Here is an 18,221-nt window from a genome sequence, read left to right on the forward strand (position 1 = left end):
GATCTCGACCGCCTCCGGCAGGAAGACGTCGGGACCTGCCAGATAGATCTTCATGGGCTCTCACCAAAGCGCTGCGTGAGCGCACAATGAGCTCAGGTTGCCCGGCTTCGGTTCCCAAGCCTCTGCCCGTCGGGGAGAGGTCGGGGCAGGCCGGCGTTCGGCTTGCCTTTAGGCGAGCTTCGCCGCCTCGGTCTTGAAGTCCTTGCCCAGCGCCTCGAACACCTTCTTGACGATGCCCTTGGCGTCCAGGCCGGCACGGCCATACATCGCGTTCGGCGTGTCGTGGTCGAGGAACTCGTCCGGCAGCACCATCGAGCGGACCCGCAACAGCCCGTTGTCGAGCGCGCCCTGGTCCGTCAGGTACTGAACGACATGCGAGCCGAAGCCGCCGATCGAGCCTTCCTCGATCGTGATCAGGATCTCGTGCTCGCGCGCGAGCCTTGAGACCAGCTCGGTGTCGAGCGGCTTCATGAAGCGCGCGTCCGCGATCGTCGTCGACAGGCCGTGTGCCGCCAGCTCGTCGGCGGCCTTCTCGCATTCGGTGAGCCGGGTGCCGAACGAGAGCAGCGCGATCTTGCTGCCCTCGCGGACGATGCGGCCCTTGCCGATCTCGAGGGGAATGCCGACCTCCGGCATCTCGACCCCGCGGCCTTCGCCGCGCGGATAGCGCACCGAGCTCGGGCGGTCGTTGATCGCGACCTGGGTTGCGACCATGTGCACGAGTTCCGCCTCGTCCGAAGCCGCCATGATGACCATGTTGGGCAGGCAGCCGAGATAGGCATTGTCGAACGAGCCGGCATGGGTGGCGCCATCGGCGCCGACGAGGCCGGCGCGGTCGATCGCAAAGCGCACGGGCAGGCTCTGGATTGCGACGTCATGCACGATCTGGTCGTAGCCGCGCTGCAGGAACGTGGAGTAGATCGCGCAGAACGGCTTGTATCCTTCGGCGGCAAGGCCCGCGGCGAACGTCACCGCATGCTGCTCGGCGATGCCGACGTCGAAGGAGCGGTCGGGAAACGCCTTGGCGAAGATGTCGATGCCGGTACCGGACGGCATCGCCGCCGTGATGCCGATGATCTTGTCGTCCTTCTCCGCTTCCTTGACCAGGCTCTGGCCGAACACGTTCTGGTAGGCCGGCGCGTTCGGCTTGGCCTTTGCCTGCGTACCGGTCGCGACGTCGAACTTGACCACGGCGTGATACTTGTCGGCGGAAGCTTCCGCCGGTGGATAGCCCTTGCCCTTCTGCGTCACGACATGGACCAGGATCGGGCCCGCCTCCATGTCGCGGACGTTCTTCAGGACCGGCAGCAGGTGGTCGAGATTGTGACCGTCGATCGGGCCGACGTAATAGAAGCCGAGTTCCTCGAACAGTGTGCCGCCGTCCATCATGAAGCCGCGCGAATATTCCTCGGCGCGACGGGCGCGGTCGGCTATGGCCTTGGGCAGATGCTGGCCGAGCTGCTTGGCCGCCTCGCGCAGCGAACGGTAGGTCTTGCCGGAGTAAAGCCGCGACAGGTAGGCGCTCATCGCTCCGACCGGCGGGGCGATCGACATGTCGTTGTCGTTGAGGATGACGATCAGGCGCGAGCTCATCGCGCCGGCATTGTTCATGGCCTCATAGGCCATGCCCGCCGACATGGCGCCGTCGCCGATCACGGCGATGACGTTGTTCTTGTCGCCGGCCAGGTCGCGCGCCACGGCCATGCCAAGGCCGGCCGAAATCGAGGTCGAGGAGTGCGCGGCCCCGAACGGGTCGTAGTCGCTTTCGCTGCGCTTGGTGAAGCCGGAGAGGCCGCCGCCGGTGCGCAAGGTACGGATACGGTCACGCCGGCCGGTCAGGATCTTGTGCGGATAGGCCTGATGCCCGACGTCCCAGATCAGACGGTCGCGCGGGGTATCGAAAACGTAATGGATCGCGGTGGTCAGTTCGACCACGCCGAGGCCGGCGCCGAAATGGCCGCCGGTCACCGAAACGGCATCGATGGTCTCCTGACGCAGCTCGTCCGCGGCCTGCCGGAGCTGGTCCACCTTGAGCCGGCGCAGATCCTGCGGAGTGCGGATGGTATCGAGAAGCGGCGTCTTGCTGAATTCGGTCACGGCGGTTTCCAATTTTGCAGGCCGGAACGCAGGTCCCGGCGCGAGATGGGTTTGAGTATCAACGCAAGCGAGAAACCGGTCAGCCGGGGTCACCTGCGGGGACGAAGCCCGATGTCAAAGCTTAGTCAAAGCTTAGATGCGCTCCGGTTCAGTCAATGTGATCTCAATCACTCTTCTGGCTTCAACCGTCTCAGCCATTTTACCTCTGCGATTTCAAGCTCTTAGTATGGCAAAACCCGCTGGCGCAGGGCTTGCAAAAAAGCGCTAGACCGCAAGCTTTACAACAAAGTTGCAGCCAAAGCCAACCCGCGGGAACATCGACGGAGGTAATGGGGCCCGGCGGGCCGCCTTCCTAACTGCCGCTGAGGGCCGGCGGTTCCGCCTCGCCCAGCTCGGCAGCACCGCTGCCGCGGGGAGAAGCGCCGTCCAGCCTGCGCCAGGCCCATTCCCGGGCCATCGGGTCACCGGTTGCAATTGCAAGGGCATGGACCGGCATCGCCACCCGTTCGCGCAGGGGGACCGGGCCGCAGACGATCATGAAGAAGTCGTAGGCGTGCGGCCGTTCGTTGGCCATCACGAACTGGAAATGCACCCGGAAGAACTGCCAGCGGAACACATTATAGTGTTCCGGATCGATGATCTCGCGGAACCTGACCGGTACGATGGTCGGGTTGCGTCGGGCGCTGCCGACATCGATGCCGTGGGCGGCGATCGGGTCGAAGTTGAAGAAGTTCATCACGTCCTTGCGCGCCTGGCAGTCGATCCAGTCGACCGACGGCTCGACCGCGAGCTGGCGCAGGTGGTCGCGGAAATCCTGCGCCGCGGCGTGATAGCCGACGATCGGATAGTTGCCGCCCAGGGTTAGGAGAACGATGCGCGGCCCGTGGCTCCCGAGCTCCGGATCGAGCTTGAGCGCGCGCGCCATGATTTCCGTCGCCAGGAACGATCCGGAGGAGTGGCCGACCACGACGATTTCCTGGGCCGGGCTCGTGCGCGCCACCTTGGCGAGATGCTCGGCGAAGCGATCGATGCGCTGGTCCCATTCCGGGCGTCCGCGATGGGAGAATTCCCACGTCCATATCGTGTCGCAGAGCAGGTAGAGCAGGTAGGTCCGCTCCTCCGTGTACTTCAGCATGGTCCCGAGCAGCGCAACGAACAGCGCGGCGGCGGCAAGCAAGCTGAACAGGTCGGGGATGCCGAGCGCGTCCAGTCCCTTCTCGAACAGGAAGGCGATGCCCGCCGCGCATGCCGCCTCCAGAAGCAGCATCAGGTGCGGATAGGTGATGAAAGTGGCGAAGCGCCAGTTCGCCCTGGCGAAGCGCACGATCGTGCCGCGCCAGATCAGGCGACAGTAGATCCATATCGCCTTGAATACCGTGGACCAGATCGGCGAAGCGAGGTCGCGCTGGATGAAGTCTTCGAAGCGCAGGAAGTCGTAATCCGTGCGGGTCTGCCAGTTGCTCGCCTTGGTTTCGATGCTCCAGGAGGCGATCTCCGCATCGGATACGCCCTTGGGCCGGCTGATGGTGGTTGCGAGATCGTACAGGCGGCCGAACTTGCGCAGCTCGGTGCGGAACATGCGGTAATACTGCGCCAGACCGCGCGGATCGTATCCCTGCACATAGATGATATGGCGGTTCTGAACGCGCACCTGATCTGTGATCCCCGCACAAAGCCTTCCGCGCCCCTGGCTTGAAGGCCTATCTCCCTCGCAGGCGCGTCGCCGGCAAGATCGTTCCGCCCGGATCGCGATCTCATAAATCCCTTCCGAGGCTTGCTGGGGACTATAACAGGCCGGCCGACGCGCCAAGAGCTATTTGCGCAACGCTCTCGCCCGCCGGGCCGCGTACTGCGGAGATGTACCGCCGTATCGATCGCTCTACTGGACGTCGAGCGGCGTGGTGCCCGTGGCCTGGCCGGCCGCATCGGTGGTGATCTTGTCGACGCGCGCCTCGGCCTGGCGCAACAGCTCCTCGCAGCGGCGCTTCAAGGCCTCGCCGCGCTCGTAGATGGCAACCGATTCCTCGAGGGGGACCTTGCCTTCTTCCAGCCGCTTTACGATCGATTCGAGTTCCTCGATCGCGCGCTCGAAGGAAAGCTGCTTGACGTCCACTTGGGTGTTTTCGGCCATATCCGGTTTCCGATTGCGCCTTCGTCGTGGGCGCATGTGAAGCTAAATCCTGCGGGCGTATGCGGCGGTGCTACGCGCCCATCAGGGCGCCGACATGGGCCGCGACCGACTCTTGCAGGCCCTGGAGATCATAGCCACCCTCGAGCACCGAAACAATTCGACCCCCCGCGCTGGCGTCGGCGATGTCCATCAACTGGCGCGTGACCCAGCCGTAGTCCTCTGCCTTCAGATTGAGCGAAGCGAGGGGATCGCGGTAATGCGCGTCGAAGCCCGCGGAGACGATGATCAGTTCCGGGCCGAAGCTCTTCAAGCGCGGCAGGATCAGGTTCTCGAATGCCGCACGAAACTCAACACCGCCGTCTTCGGAGACCAGCGGCGCATTCACGATGGTGTCGTGGTCGCCGCGTTCCCCGCGGCTGCCCGTGCCCGGAAACAGCGGCATCTGGTGGGTCGAGCAGTACATCACGGTCCTGTCGGACCAGAAGATGTCCTGGGTGCCGTTGCCGTGATGAACGTCGAAATCGACGATCGCGACGCGCTCGATGCCGTATTTGCGCTGCGCGTGCCGCGCGGCGATCGCGACGTTGTCGAAGAAGCAGAAGCCCATGGGCTTGTTGGTTTCGGCGTGATGGCCCGGCGGGCGGATCGCGACGAAGGCGTTTTCGTGCTGGCCCGACATCACGGCTTCGGTGGCCGCCACCGCGCCGCCGACACCGCGCATGATGGCGTCCCAGGTGCCCGGCGACATCGAGGTGTCGCCGTCAACGTAGATCGTGCCGGAGGTCGGGGCCATATGCCGAAGTTCCGTCACATAATGCTCGTTGTGACACAGCGTGACCAGGTCGAGATTGCCCTCGGGCGCCTCGTCGCGGGCCAGTTTGCCGAAGCGCTCTTCCGAGAGGATCTCGGCAACCGCGCGCAGCCGGTCAGCCCGCTCGGGATGACCCGGCGGCGTGGCATGGCGCAGACATGCCGAATGGGAAAGAAACAGCGTGCTCATGAAGTCCCCTGGGCGCATCTGTGGCGCGGGCGGCAATGTAAGCCGTTACCTGCCGATCGGAAAGGGCTGGGCGATCATCGGTTGGTCGAATACGGCTCAGTTCATTCGCGAGATGCGGCTAGGCGCGGCCGGACCGATGGGGCTGTTTACCTGGAAGTAGCCAAAAAGCGCGTCGGCATCGTAAATGCCGTAACGCCGTTCGGTTCCCTGTTTCGCCACGGTGAAACCGTCTCCGCCGCCGGCAAGGTAATCATTCACCGTCACTCGATAGGTCTTCACCGGATCGATCGGAACTCCATCCAGGCTCATGCGATCGGCGACAACACGCTCGCCGTATGGCTTGCTGGCGTCCCACGCATAGCTGAAGCCTTTGGAGACCTGCAGGATCCGCGGCCGTCTCGGATCCAGCCACTGCTGCTCGAGCATGTCCTTGATCTGCGCGCCGGTGAACGTCAGCGTCACGAGCCGGTTGCGGAACGGCTGGCTCGCGAACACGTCGGCGTAGGTCACCGTGCCGTCCTCCCTCCTGACGATTTCGGTGCGGATGCCGCCGGGATTGGTGAGCGCGATAGCGGCCCCGCCGTTCTTTTCCTCGCGCGTCGCCGCAAGCTGCGCGTCGGCGATGATGCTGCCGAGCGCGCTTTCGCCGGCTTCGTTCGGCACGCGCGACAGCGTCGCGGTCACGCTGCCGGCCCTTCGGTTCGCGATGGGGGCGGCGAGCCTGTCGTAGGATTGCAGCAGCGCCGTCTGCGCCGCGTCCTTTGGCGTCGGATTGCTGCGGACGATGACGTTTTCGGCCCTGGCGCTGATGACGTCGCGCGTCGTCCGATCCAGCTTCAGGTCGATCGCGGTGACGAGCGTGCCGAACTTGTCGCCGCTGGTGACGAGCCGGCCGTCGATCTCGCAGACGTAGGCCTGATGGGTGTGGCCGCTGATGACGACGTCGACCGCGCGATCGAATTTCTTCACGATATCGATGATCGGCCCCGAAATGCCCGGGCATTCGTTGTGGTCGCCGGTCGGTAGGCCGCCTTCGTGGATGAGCACCACGATGGCCGCAACACCCTGCGCCTTCAGCTCGGGGATGAGCGTGTTGACGGTTTCCGCCTCGTCGCGAAATTCGAGGCTTGCGACGCCGCCAGGGGCGACGATCTCGGGCGTTTCCTTCAGCGTCAGGCCGATGAAGGCGACCGGAATGCCGTCGAAGGTCCGGGTCTCGTAGGGTGGAAGGATCGTCTTGCCGGTCGCCGTTTCGAAGGTGGAGGCGGCGAGATAGCGAAACTTCGCGCCGGTGAAGGGATGCGGTCCCTGGCACTTGTCGACCGGGTGACAGCCGCCGTTCTGCATGCGCAGGAGTTCGTCGCTGCCTTCGTCGAACTCATGATTGCCGACCGCGCTGAGCTCGAGGCCCATTTTGGAGAGCGCCTCGATCGTCGGCTCGTCATGGAACATCGCCGACGGAAGCGGGCTCGCGCCGATCAGATCGCCGGCCGCGACGAAGATCGAATTGTTGCGGCCCTCGCGCAGACGTTTGACGACGGTCGCCATGTACTCGACGCCGCCCGCCTCAATCGTCACCTTCTTGGTCCTGTCCTCGGGATCGGTGATCCGGATGCCGCCGGGCGGCGGCGTCAAATTGCCGTGGAAGTCGTTGATCGCGAGGATGCGCAACTCCACCGGCTCCGTGCTCTGCGCGAGAGCGGACGCTGCCGCCACGAGCGTCAGCGCCGCTGCGCCCAGTGTCTGAAGAAAACGAAATTTCATGGAACGAACCAGCCGAGGGAGCGATGACTTCAGGAAGCTTGCACCAGAGAGGTGAATCGAGTTCGAAGATTTTATCTGCGTGTTCACCGTCCGGGGACGGTGAGCGAATTTCCTCTATCCTTATTCCTTCTTCCTTGCGAAGACGTCGCAACAGGAGACGGTATCCATGTAGCGCAGCGCAAGCCGCAGATCATGATTAGGTTATCGTTTCGCCCGTCCGGGAAGGCCGCGTCCGAGCATTCCTGCTCAATCCCGTTCACCCGACGGCCCGACGGGCAAATCGGCTGAAACCTGTCAAGCCTCGCCAGCGAAAATATTTCGCTTTATCAGAATTCGGATTCGGCGTATGGAGGCGTCGTCCTTGCCCGGCAAGAGGGGCGATCGCGGGTCGTCACGAACGTGGGCCAGGATGCGGTGGACGCGGCAGCGTCAGGCGCGATGGCCGATTGCAGGGCGGGTTCTCTCGTGAGCGATCAGGCGGCGCGCGGACGAACGGCGCTGCAAGTTCGTCTCATCGATCCTTCGATGTGGGTGCACAAATCTCGAAGGCTCTCGGTGAGAAACGAATGCCGCGTACGGCGAAGTCGTGTGGTCCTGGCTGCCGTTGCTGCAGTCAAGTTTCGCGGAGGTGTCCTTTAGCCCAACCGGGTGCGAGGCGCCGGCAATCTGCGGAGCGACGGTGACAAAAAGGAATTCGTCGCCGGGGAGAGCACGAAGTAAGCCGTAAAGCCACTGCGCAGGGAAGGCCGGGTTGCTCTCGGCTACACCTGTATGCTCGTGTGCGGCTTCTTTGCCCAATTTGCACACGAGACCGCGGGTGCTAGCCGGCACCCGGTCTTCCCTGCGCCCTCTGTTCTATAAGAGGGTGTGAAAGTGCAGCAAAGCTCGGGCACATCGTGCCGCGAGAAGGCGAAACTGTGCCTCATGCGTCATTGCGAGGAGCGAAGCGACGAAGCAATCCAGAATGCATCCGAGTCTGGATTGCTTCGCTCGCAATGACTGTGCCAAAAAAAATAGCGAGGATCCATCGGGAGGCGGTCTTGATTGCTTCGTCGCTTCGCTCATCGCAATGACATTGTTGAAGCAGACGCGCGCCACGACCCTCAGTCGTCATTGCCCGGGACAAACCGGACGAGCCCGGCCATGACGGTAGCGGCGCTCACGGACTCAATGGGCGACGCCGAACTCGTCGCGGCCGCAGCCTCATCCCAGCAGCACCGCATCGGCGCCGACGACGGAATCGGCGCTATCCATCACGGTCCGCTCCAGCGCGCCGGCCTGCACCGTGACGTTTTCGGCAAAGAAGCGGGCGACTGCCACGTGACGCTGCGCATCGCCACCCTCGGCTTTGGCGGCCAGCGCCTCGTGCGCCAGCATGCAGCCGCCGACGGCCGAGCCGAACAGGCGCAGGTAAGGCGTCGCGCCCGCCAGCGCCTCGTTCGGCGCGGAGGCCAGCCGCTCCAGGAGCCACTTGCTGGTGCGCTCGAGCGAGGCAAGGCCGTCGCGCAGCTTGGCGCCGGTCGTGCCGAAGGCGGGATCGTTCGATGCCTCGACCTGCTTGACGATGCCGGAGAGTTCGGAAAGCAGCGCCCACACCGCAGCGCCGCCGTTGGCGCCGAGCTTGCGGGTGACGAGGTCGATCGCCTGGATGCCGTTGGTGCCCTCATAGATCGAGGTGATGCGCGCATCGCGATAGTACTGGGCGGCTCCGGTCTCCTCGATGAAGCCCATGCCGCCGTGAACCTGCACGCCGAGATAGGCGACCTCGCTGCCGATGTCCGTCGAGAACGCTTTCGCAATCGGGGTGAGCAGCGCGCCGCGCGCCGCGGCCTCAGCGCGCACCTTGGCATCCTTCGCCCGCATCGAGACATCGAGCGCGACCGCCGTGGCGTAGCAGATGCTCCGCGCCGCGGCAGTGAGCGCGCGCATCTGCAAGAGCATGCGCTTGATGTCGGGATGCACGATGATCGGGTCGGACCCTTCGCCCTGCTTGCCGACGGCGCGGCCCTGGCGGCGCTCCTGCGCATAGGCGAGGGCGTGCTGATAGGCGCGGTCGGCGATGCCGACGCCTTCGAGGCCGACGCCGAGCCGCGCCTGGTTCATCATCGTGAACATGCAGCGCATGCCCTGGTTTTCCTCGCCGATCAGGTAGCCGATCGCGCCGCCGTGATCGCCCATGGTCATGGTGCAGGTCGGGGAGGCGTGCATGCCGAGCTTGTGCTCGACGCCGCTCGCGTAAATGTCGTTGCGCGCGCCGAGCGAGCCGTCGGCATTGACCAGGAATTTCGGCACGAGGAACAGGGAAATCCCCTTGGTGCCGCCGGGTGCATCGGGCAGTCGCGCGAGCACGAAATGCACGATGTTGTCGGTCATGTCGTGTTCGCCGTAGGTGATGAAGATCTTGGATCCGTTGAGCCGGTAGGTGCCGTCGCCGGCGGGTTCGGCGCGGGTGCGCAGCGCGCCGACGTCGGAGCCGGCCTGCGGCTCGGTCAGCTGCATGGTGCCGGTCCATTCGCCCGAGATCAGCTTGCCGAGATAGATCTTCTTCAACTCGTCACTGCCATGGGCGTCCAGCGCCTCGATCGCGGAAGCCGTCAGCAGCGGGCACAGGCCGAAGGCGACGTTCGAGGCGCTCCAGATCTCGGTGCAGGCGGCATTGATCGCGGCCGGCAGGCCCTGGCCGCCGAAGTCTTCGGAACCGGAGACCGCGTTCCAGCCGGCCTCGGTCCAGCGCTTGTAGGCGTCCGGCCAACCGGGTGCGGTGGTGACCTTGCCATCCTTGAGCTTGATGCCGTTCTGGTCGCCGACCCGGTTGAGCGGCGCCAGCACGTCGGTCGCGAACTTGCCGGCCTCTTCCAGCACGGCCGCGGCGATATCGGGGTCGAAATCGCCGTAATGGCCGGCTTCCAGGGCGGCTTTCAGGCCCGCGCCATGGTTCAGCGCAAGCAGCATGTCGTTGAGCGGCGCACGGTAGGTCATGCGAAATCTCGTCTTTCGGCTAGGAAACGGGCGGTCCTATTCCCACGAAACGGGCTTGGTCTCAACTGTGCGATCGGCGGGATCGGACCGCGCCGAGGGGCGAGTCCGGGCGCCAAAAAGGCGCCCGTGCCACAGCACCTGATCATAGCGTCATTTGTCCGGATCAGAACGTCCGAATGGGGGCGAAAATTGCCATTTCGGCGGTTGAAATGCGGCGTCCGTGTCGATAGACCGGGCGTGGCCAAGAGCCTGCGGGCCCGTTATCGCCCGCCGCTTTCCACAAAGTCTGTTGGGGCGTCGCCAAGTGGTAAGGCAGTGGATTTTGATTCCACCATGCGGAGGTTCGAATCCTCCCGCCCCAGCCAAGATTTGCTATTTGTTTCAGGCACTTTTGATTGCCCCCGATTTTTCATTCTGAACGCCTTCACCTGCTGCGTTCTGAACGGCTGTGGCTGTTTCGTTCGCAAGCCGATGAGCGTGGCGCTTGCGCGTCGCTGAGAGCATCCGGCTTTCGGTGCGCTTCGCATATCCGGCGTAGCTCTGCTGCGTTCGATGGGCTGACAAAGCGCGGCCTTGACCTTCCGTGAGTTCGGCTTCCTCGAGCTCGGTCATTCCGCCGTGCCGGCAGGCATCGAAGGTGAAGATGTTCGGAAGGTCGAGCTTCTTTCGCATGCGTTGCACGATGTGCTGCATCGTGCTGAAAGCGAACGGCTTCGACTTCCCTTCCTCTACCTCGCGCAAGATCATGGGGACGCCGCGGCGCTTTAGATGCGCCAGGATCTCCTCCGCTTCCTCATAGAACCTGACCACCGTGCCGTCGGGCAGTCGCTCCTCGAGCGGATGATCAATGGTCGCGCCGGTCTTGTGGTGCTCAATGCGGATGGTCGGCTTGCCGTTGCGATAGCCCGTCCACTTGATGTGGCCCGCAATCACGTTTTCCGGCCGCTGCAGCCACTCAAAGCAGATGACGGCTACCGCAGCCGCCTCGACTTCGCCGCGCTCTACGCAGCCGTGCGCGAAAGTGTAGACCTGGTCGCGCGTGACCGCGTGCTTGGTCTGCTTCACCCGGTTTTTCATGGTGACGCCCAGCCAGGGATTCGGGATGTCCCGAGGGAACTCGTCGGGGAAAAGCCGATGCACAACGCGCCAGGCCTTCCGGCAAAGCAGCGTCATCTTCTCGCCAGTCCGCAGCCGTTCGCCCTTGGAACCGGCGATGAAGCGATCATAGAGCTTGTCGGCGCCCCGCGGCGTCACAGATTTTACAGGCCGGTCCCCGACACGATCGCCCTTTTTCGTAAGCGTGTTGCAGATCTCCTGCATCGCCCATTCGTAGTTCGGCCGTGAGCGCGGAGCGACTTTTTCGAGATACGCCTTGCTCAGCTTATATTCCCGGAAAAGCCAGTCGACCGTGCCATACTTGGGCATCGAAACGCCGGTTATCGGCAGCCCCTTGCGCTGGCGATCCCATTCGTCGAAGAGACCGTTCAGCGTCTCGGCGCGCGCCGTCATCTTGGCGTAGTCGCTACCGAGCGGCTCATTCGGAATCGGACATTTCAGCGCGCGATATTTCGTCGGCACATTGTAGTAGTAGGCCGTCCTGCCGCCGGCCAGCACCTTGGGGATGACGTGACGGGGCAATTCCACGGTCACAAATCCTCTGCGATGTCGCCTACCACACCCGGCACGATCGCCGCGTCCAGATCGTCCCTCAGCCATAGCCGCCGGCGCCCCTCTGACACACGCGGCTGAGGGTAATCCACCCCGACGCGCTTGAGGAAGTCCTCGACATTGGTTTCGCCGCAATATCCGGCCGCCAGCGCCGCCGGCATGCGCCGCGGCCAGGATCCTGCCGGAATTGCAGCCGGTCGACGGCTCATGGCCTTACAGCTTCACTTCCTTCATCCGCGCCAGGGCAGGGCCGTCGGGATGCTTGTTCGGGAAATATCCGCGAATCAAAATGCCGGTCAGCGGATATTCCTCATTGTGGCCGGCGTGGCCGATCATCTGGCCCAGATGCCACCACGGACTCCGGACGATCAGATCCGTGCGCTTGTGGTGCGCCGCCAGCTCGTTGGCGGACTTCACTTCGTTCTCACGCTTCCGGATGTCCAGGAGCAGCTTTGTTGCGGCATCGAGGTGTTCGTGAAGCTGGATGTAGTCGGTGCGCAACGTGGCTTGCAACTTCTTTGCCTCCTTCATGCGCCGCTCTACCTCAGCTGCCGTTTCGGCCCTGATCGCGTCTTGATGTCGCCGTTCGGCGCCGGAGATCGCGATCTTGAGCTCTTCCTGTTCGGCGAGATTTGCGGCAATCCTTGCCTTTACCGCGTTCAGCTTCTCAGGCGATTCGAACAGAGAGTTTTCCAGATCGACTTTCAGGTCATCTGCTTCGGCTTCGACCAGGTCGAGACGCTGCTGTAGTTCGGGGATGATTACGGAAAAATCTTGCGAATTCCGCAGCGTTGGAAGTCGATCCAGAAGCGATTTCATGAGGGACATCTCGGTTCTCCAAATTGGTTTGGAGAAAATAGGGGACCGGCAAGCCCAACAAAAACGCAGATGTTCGCAATTTCAATTCCGAAACCGCCTTACTGGGATCCCGGCCTATTTCGTTGAGCGTTCCTCCGCGCAGGCATCGTAGAGCCAGCACCATTCCTGCATGATGAATTCTCGGGCTTTGGTCGTTTTTCCACGCTTCTTAAGGCTTTCAGCTTCCACCGCGAACTCCGTGCACAGATCGGCGGCGCCTTTCGGCAAGCCCTTCCGTTCCCTGATCAACCTCAAAACAAGAGACTGCATGACGGCATTCAATTCGTTGGGCGGAATACCTTTCGGTCCCCGCTTCAAGCTGGGCCTATCCGTGGTCGGCGCGGCGACCGCCGGCAGGGCGCCGGCGCCCGCCTGGAGAAATTTGACATCGTAGAGCTTGATCTCATGGGGACCGCTGAAACGGCTCTGCACGATATCCGCAATCGAGAACTCGATTGCTGCACTACCAGGGATCCGCGACCAATCAACCGTAGGATCGTTCTTCCGACCAAACCAAAGAACCTGTTCGGCTTCCAGCCGGCCGCAAAGCTCGGACCACACCGCGCTTACCGGGCGGCACGTCTGGCCACGCGAGAAGGGAGCGCCATCCGGTCGAAGCCGCTCCGAAGGTCCGAGTTCTTGCGTCCAATCGCAAAAGCGATCGAGCGCCTCTGACACTGAGAAACCGTGGCTTTGGATGTAGTCCTGGCTCAGCACAGTCGACGGTGTGACCACTGAAAAATTGTCTGTTCTGTCATCGTCCTTCGAGCTAAGCATCGATGGGCTCCATCTTGCTGATGATCTGAATCATGCGTCGATCGACCAGCGTCAGCGCCATGGTTGCATTCACGAACGCGCCCGAAGGGCGCACGATTGCGCCGTGGTGCAGCAGATCGGTGAACTCGCCGGCGCGGTACTGAGCATCGTGAGCGTTGTATCTGGCTGGACGAAAGCCATCCCTGACCACATCCCTGGTCAGCAGAAACCAGTCGTTGCTAAAATGCCCGGAACCAAGCCCGATGGGACATCGGTAGGTGAACAGTTCGTGCGCCTGTTCGATATCCTCGCGCATCAATCGCTTGCGACCGGCGCGCTTGCTGGGCGGCAGTGGCGGTTCGTCCTCCGGATCGCACGAGAACACCAGGCGGTTCACGTCCCGCGCGCCCAATGTGCCGTTGTTTGTCAGGGGGACGATCTCGCGGAGCAGCGCCAGCATGTAGACGTCCATCAGGCAGAACAGCCGCGGGCTGCCGCGACCAGGCGCTTCGGAGCAAAGATCCAGTCCGTTCTTGATGTGATAGTTCCAGACAACCATTGGCCGGATCATGAGAGCCGCGGCCACCTGGTCGATCGTGAAGGTGGCGGCCTTCAGCGCCTCGAAAATGGCAACGGGCGTATGGCGAATCATTTTCGTACCCCAGTATCTTCGACGAGAATATACTCGAGGCTTTAGCAAGGGCAACGGTTCAAGGGCGGTCGTCACATCCATCAACCGGGAAACTTCCGCGCCCCCAGCGCGGCGGAGAATGCGCAAGCTCCCGTTTGGGAGCTTGCTTGTCGAAGGGCGTGCGCCGGCGCCGTAGGGTTTCAGAGAGGCTCAAGCCGAGGCGCGCTCGGCGAATTGCCTGATTTCGTCCAGCAACATGTCGAGCGGTTCGTCGTCAAAGATCTCGTCATGCGTTTCGATCACGCGCACCCTGACCATCAGGCCGGCCAATGTTTTTGGAGGGGCGAGCTTGAAAACTTTTTTACCCACTCGTCCCGTTTTCTCGGATGCTCGGTTCCACTTGTCTGCCGCGTTGCTGTAGCCGCTCTCCCGCGCCGCGATGGTCCAAGACCGGTACAAATCACCGCGCGAATGCTCCATCAGCGCTATGTCTCGCGCCTCCCGATCATCCAGATCGATGCCCAGCTTCCTACATTGGAGGAGGTCGGACTCCTCGTGCAGTCGCGATTTTACCACTTCGAGCCGCTGCTCGATCGCGAGCAAGCGCTCGAACTCACGGCCGAGCTCGAGGATGGCTGCATCCGGATCTGGTGCGGCTTCCGGCTGCAGCGTTGGTGCCAGCTGATGAGCTGGCAACATCTGCTCAGCGAAGGCGGGCGCCGCGATCGACGCGGCTGCTGCGACGGGGACGGCCACAACTTTGTTCATGAATACTCTCCTGCTTACGCTTGCGCCCGATGCGGATTGCGCGGGCGCGCGATCGTAGCGCCCATTTTTGTCGATGTGATGCGACATGGTTGGTTTCTCGATTGGGCTGAAGGAATGCCGATGCGTGACCGGCGGCTGATGATCAGATGGATTCGCTACACCGTGGCGCGCACGCGCAGCACGTCATCCGCCAGCTTGCCGGCGTAGAGCACCGCGCTCCTGCCAGAGAAGTAGCCGTTGACCGCATCCACATGAGCGGCGACGGTGAGCGCGCGCGCCTTGATCGCCAGCCCCCAGAAGCTGCTGCACTCGCATTTGTAAATGAGGACGGCGATGCGATCGATGCGCCGGGAGATCTGATGGGCAGCTTCCGCCGCATCCCAATATCCGGCGCCCTCGATCGCGCGCTCACGCGCATCCCAGTATTCGCGGGCCATCGCCAGCACGCGGCGCGCCGCTTTGGCCTCTCTGGTTCGACCGTCTTCGAACTTGAGGAAAGATTCGATTTCCGGAGGCCATGCGATCTTCCGTGCCGATCGCTCGTTTCCGCGGTAGTAGGCAATCTTCCCGTCAACGTCACGCTCGGATTCGACGCCGCACCACGCCGGCGGACGTCGGCCGGGCTCAAAGGTGATCTCCGCCGGCGGCTCGGGGAGGCGCTGTTGCGCAACTGCACGGCAATCGGATTCGCGGGCGATGGCCGCCGTGAGTTGAGCGGCGGTCTGGTCGAGCTGCTCGCCCAGCCAGACCAGGCGCCGGCTTTCGCGCGCCGGCGGGGCGCTCGTGGTCAGGGATGCGACGGCGCCGGCCGCGGCGGTCGCAGGCACCAGTGCCAGGAAGGCACCCAGCAGGCCGCGCCTGCCGATCTCTGGCACCTTCGGAGCGGTTGCGCAAATTTGCGCAGGCCACGGCGGAGGTACTTCCACGCCGCAAGTATTTCTCGCCGGCACGCCCGCAGGCGAGCAGGGCAAATGCTTCGTCCCCGCCCGCGGCGGAAACATCGGTCGTTCGTATGTCATGAGGTTGCTCTTCGGATTTCGGCTTTCCAAGGCCGTCGCCGGTATCAGACCGGCAGCCGGGAGTTGGAAACCTGCCGAAGAGACAGGCCGGCGGCGCTTTTAAGGGTTTCCCCTCTGGACATGACGCACCGCTCCCGGCCATATTGGCCAGGTCGGTGCACCCGCCAAGGTGCAGCCAGTTACGCTTCGAGCCTCGCCAAAGGCTCTAGGCGTGTCAGGCGGCAGACCCCGCCAAGGGTCGCGGCCTCTATCTTCGGTCCGGGTTTCCAAGCCCAACGCCCAATCTCAATGATTTGCAGCGAAGAGGCAAGCCCCTCCGGGGCGGCTTTCGCACGCCCTGAGGTTGCGTTAGGCTGATCCCCGGAGAGGCGCTGGGGGCAGTGCATGGCCGTCGAAGATTTGGTTGATGATTTTTGGCGGGAGGCGCTCAGTTCGAATCTCGACGGGCCTCAAGCTCAGGCAAAGTGGAACGCGTTCATTCTAGGACTCAGGGCTCGCGTCGTCCGCTTTCCCCAAAATGCGCAGGATGAGGTCTTCCTACGGGCTGCGGCGCGCAACGCAGAGTGCATCGCGATCGCGCGCGTCAGCCTCGACGCGCTGAGGAAAAAGCTCGGTGTACCGAAATGAACCTGGTCGCGAGAAGGCGACTTCCTGATGATGTGGCGGGCGCGTGAGGGCGGCGACTCCGGCCAGTGCTGACTACCTCATTTGCTCTGCTTCCGATCGCGCAAGACGAACTGACCCTTGCCCTCCCGCGCTAGTTGCGCTTGGATGCGGGCATTGGGTTTGGGGGAAGCCAAAATGCGTAACCTAGGAGTTGTCGCGCTATGCGCGATGGTGGCCGGCTGCGTCACAGCCGAGACAGTCCAATTTCGGCCGTCCAATCCACAGCAACAGTCGCTCATCCGGGACGGTCAACCCGCGCTGGTGTCGCGGCAAAAAAATTCACTGGTGCTGGTCCGGCCAGCTTCGCGGCAGATACAGACCAATGGGCGGCCGGTCTTCGTCCTGGGCATCAACAATTTGAGCAGGCAGCCGATCGATTTCAGAGTGTCGCAGGTCGAAGCCGTACAGCACGTCGCGGGATCCGACTTCGAAATGAAGGTCGTGACCTATGAGATGCTTGTGCAGGAGGAGAGAAACCGCCAGATCGTCGCTGCGGTGCTGACCGGCGTGGCCGCCGCCGGAAACGCCTATAGCGCGTCCCAAGCCGGGCGCGGCCACTATACAACGCCAAGCGGTCGCACAGGGACGTTCTATAGCCCGACTGCGGCAGTGATCGCTCAGAACAATGCCGCCGTCCAAAACGAAACGATGATCGCGGCGACGGTCGAGAGCGGGCAACGAAACATGGCCGCGCTCGAGCAATCCGTCATCAAGGACAATACGCTAATGCCAGCGGAGTGGTACGGCGGGCAGCTCCATTTGGCACCCCCCACTGACGCGGGTGGCGGGTCCAAGACGTATACAATCGTGATCACCATCGGGACCGATCGCCACGTGATCGATGTCGCCCAAGGGCCGGCCGGGGTGTGACTGTTGGTCTCCGCGGTGCGGCTGCGGCGAACTTTGGCGCGGTCTGATCAAGTTCAGCATGATAGTGGGCGCGTAGGCATCCCGACCGCGATGGAGGAGGACGATGAAGCAACGCAACATCGACAGCACCATCCGCAAACGCATTAAAATCGCTGCGGCCGCTTCAATTCTAGGCCTCTCAGCCCGCACAGTGCGCGACATGGCTCAGCTGGGCCAAATCCCTGGTGCGGCGAAGCCGCGGGGAATATGGACCTTCGACGTCGCCGCGCTGGAGGATTATGTGCGAAGCAGCGAGGATCAGATACGTCGAAGGGCGGAAGAGCTGAGGCCTCGGCGCGTCGTTTCCGTTGCCTTGAGCAGCTCTGGTTTCAGACGGCCAGGCAGGACGCCGAGCGAACATTACTCAGAGGTGATCGAACGAATGCGCCGACTAGCCAATGAGAGGCTTCGCTCGGAGCGAGAAAATTGACGACACATGGGCACGTGAGACGCAATCGAGCTTCCACACGAGCCTCAGCTGAGGTGAGAATCGAGGGATTACGAGCGATGGACAAAGACGCAGAAGCCAAGCTAGCCGCAGCGCTTACGAGGAGGCGAACGGCCGTCACCAGGCTCGAATTGGAGAAGGCCGCGGCTGAGAAAGCATTGGCAGAAAAGTCGGCGCGAAAGGATGCCTCCCGTCAACGATGGGCAATGTCGCTTCAGGAAATCGGCGCCGCCATCGAATCGGTAAATGAGCGGCTCCGCGGCGATGGGTTGCAGCTCAAGATTGCCGAGGCGAGCCAAGCGACACCGCCAGCCATCGCGCAATTGTATATTGTCCTTCATGACGAGAAGGCACCCGATGTAAAAAACCGGCAGTTGGTCCTGAACATCAGCGCCTATGGCAAGGCCCAGCCGCGTGCATATGGACCTCACGCACTTGGCAAGATAGACGACTTCGAGATCAATGAAGCGGACCAGGGCAAGTACGAACAGGTTTTGTCGGAGTTCGTGGCGCTCGTTTTCTCATGA

17 protein-coding genes and 1 tRNA gene are annotated in these 18,221 nt (G+C 62.9%); 5 read left to right on the plus strand and 13 right to left on the minus strand.

Features of this window, described 5'->3' with window-relative positions:
- Positions 1-168: 168 nt before the first annotated feature.
- From dxs to HY852_RS03515, 6 genes are all read right to left on the minus strand, one after another.
- Positions 169-2,097, minus strand: coding sequence for a 1-deoxy-D-xylulose-5-phosphate synthase (gene dxs, locus HY852_RS03490; RefSeq protein ID WP_291602660.1), 1,929 nt, complete (start codon positions 2,095-2,097; stop codon positions 169-171).
- 352 nt (positions 2,098-2,449) lie between these two features.
- The gene (locus HY852_RS03495; protein WP_291602661.1) at positions 2,450-3,748 is read right to left on the minus strand and encodes a hypothetical protein; all 1,299 of its coding nucleotides are present in this window, start codon (positions 3,746-3,748) and stop codon (positions 2,450-2,452) included.
- 228 nt (positions 3,749-3,976) lie between these two features.
- Positions 3,977-4,228 carry an exodeoxyribonuclease VII small subunit gene (locus HY852_RS03500; protein ID WP_291602663.1) on the minus strand — a complete coding sequence of 84 codons (252 nt, stop codon included), beginning with the start codon at positions 4,226-4,228 and terminating at the stop codon, positions 3,977-3,979.
- Between the two features lie 70 nt (positions 4,229-4,298).
- A complete protein-coding gene (locus HY852_RS03505) occupies positions 4,299-5,228 on the minus strand; it encodes a histone deacetylase family protein (protein ID WP_291602664.1) in 930 nt (309 codons plus the stop codon).
- Positions 5,229-5,324: 96 nt separating this feature from the next.
- A complete protein-coding gene (locus HY852_RS03510) occupies positions 5,325-6,992 on the minus strand; it encodes a bifunctional UDP-sugar hydrolase/5'-nucleotidase (RefSeq protein WP_291602666.1) in 1,668 nt (555 codons plus the stop codon).
- A gap of 1,203 nt (positions 6,993-8,195) precedes the next feature.
- A complete protein-coding gene (locus HY852_RS03515; protein WP_291602667.1) occupies positions 8,196-9,971 on the minus strand; it encodes an acyl-CoA dehydrogenase in 1,776 nt (591 codons plus the stop codon).
- Positions 9,972-10,261: 290 nt separating this feature from the next.
- On the opposite strand from HY852_RS03515, the gene HY852_RS03520 reads away from it, so the two are divergent.
- Positions 10,262-10,336: transfer RNA gene (locus tag HY852_RS03520), tRNA-Gln, on the plus strand.
- A 16-nt stretch (positions 10,337-10,352) separates the two neighbouring features.
- Here HY852_RS03520 and HY852_RS03525 read toward each other — a convergent pair.
- The 7 genes from HY852_RS03525 to HY852_RS03555 form a co-directional block, all read right to left on the minus strand.
- Positions 10,353-11,615 (minus strand): hypothetical protein, encoded by a 1,263-nt coding sequence (locus HY852_RS03525; RefSeq protein ID WP_291602669.1) that lies wholly within the window; start codon positions 11,613-11,615, stop codon positions 10,353-10,355.
- 2 nt (positions 11,616-11,617) lie between these two features.
- Complete coding sequence (locus tag HY852_RS03530) at positions 11,618-11,848, minus strand: hypothetical protein (RefSeq protein ID WP_291602671.1); 231 nt, start codon at positions 11,846-11,848, stop codon at positions 11,618-11,620.
- Positions 11,849-11,852: 4 nt separating this feature from the next.
- On the minus strand, positions 11,853-12,467 hold the full coding sequence (locus HY852_RS03535) for a hypothetical protein (protein ID WP_291602673.1): 615 nt from the start codon (positions 12,465-12,467) through the stop codon (positions 11,853-11,855).
- 105 nt (positions 12,468-12,572) lie between these two features.
- Positions 12,573-13,274, minus strand: coding sequence for a hypothetical protein (locus HY852_RS03540; RefSeq protein WP_291602674.1), 702 nt, complete (start codon positions 13,272-13,274; stop codon positions 12,573-12,575).
- Positions 13,267-13,986: a hypothetical protein gene (locus HY852_RS03545; protein ID WP_291602675.1), complete on the minus strand. Its 720-nt coding sequence runs from the start codon at positions 13,984-13,986 to the stop codon at positions 13,267-13,269. The genes HY852_RS03540 and HY852_RS03545 overlap by 8 nt, the downstream gene beginning before the upstream one ends.
- A gap of 108 nt (positions 13,987-14,094) precedes the next feature.
- Complete coding sequence (locus HY852_RS03550) at positions 14,095-14,652, minus strand: hypothetical protein (protein ID WP_291602676.1); 558 nt, start codon at positions 14,650-14,652, stop codon at positions 14,095-14,097.
- Between the two features lie 155 nt (positions 14,653-14,807).
- A complete protein-coding gene (locus HY852_RS03555; protein ID WP_291602678.1) occupies positions 14,808-15,671 on the minus strand; it encodes a hypothetical protein in 864 nt (287 codons plus the stop codon).
- 384 nt (positions 15,672-16,055) lie between these two features.
- Here HY852_RS03555 and HY852_RS03560 point away from each other — a divergent pair, with 384 nt between their 5' ends.
- The 4 genes from HY852_RS03560 to HY852_RS03575 all read left to right on the plus strand — a co-directional run bounded on the left by HY852_RS03560 (position 16,056) and on the right by HY852_RS03575 (position 18,221).
- A complete protein-coding gene (locus HY852_RS03560) occupies positions 16,056-16,298 on the plus strand; it encodes a hypothetical protein (protein ID WP_291602680.1) in 243 nt (80 codons plus the stop codon).
- 174 nt (positions 16,299-16,472) lie between these two features.
- Positions 16,473-17,207, plus strand: coding sequence for a hypothetical protein (locus HY852_RS03565; protein WP_291602683.1), 735 nt, complete (start codon positions 16,473-16,475; stop codon positions 17,205-17,207).
- Positions 17,208-17,310: 103 nt separating this feature from the next.
- Positions 17,311-17,676 (plus strand): helix-turn-helix domain-containing protein, encoded by a 366-nt coding sequence (locus tag HY852_RS03570; RefSeq protein WP_291602685.1) that lies wholly within the window; start codon positions 17,311-17,313, stop codon positions 17,674-17,676.
- A 77-nt stretch (positions 17,677-17,753) separates the two neighbouring features.
- On the plus strand, positions 17,754-18,221 hold the full coding sequence (locus HY852_RS03575; RefSeq protein WP_291602688.1) for a hypothetical protein: 468 nt from the start codon (positions 17,754-17,756) through the stop codon (positions 18,219-18,221).

This window comes from Bradyrhizobium sp., from assembly GCF_016213215.1.
In the GTDB taxonomy this organism is placed as follows: Bacteria; Pseudomonadota; Alphaproteobacteria; order Rhizobiales; family Xanthobacteraceae; genus Bradyrhizobium.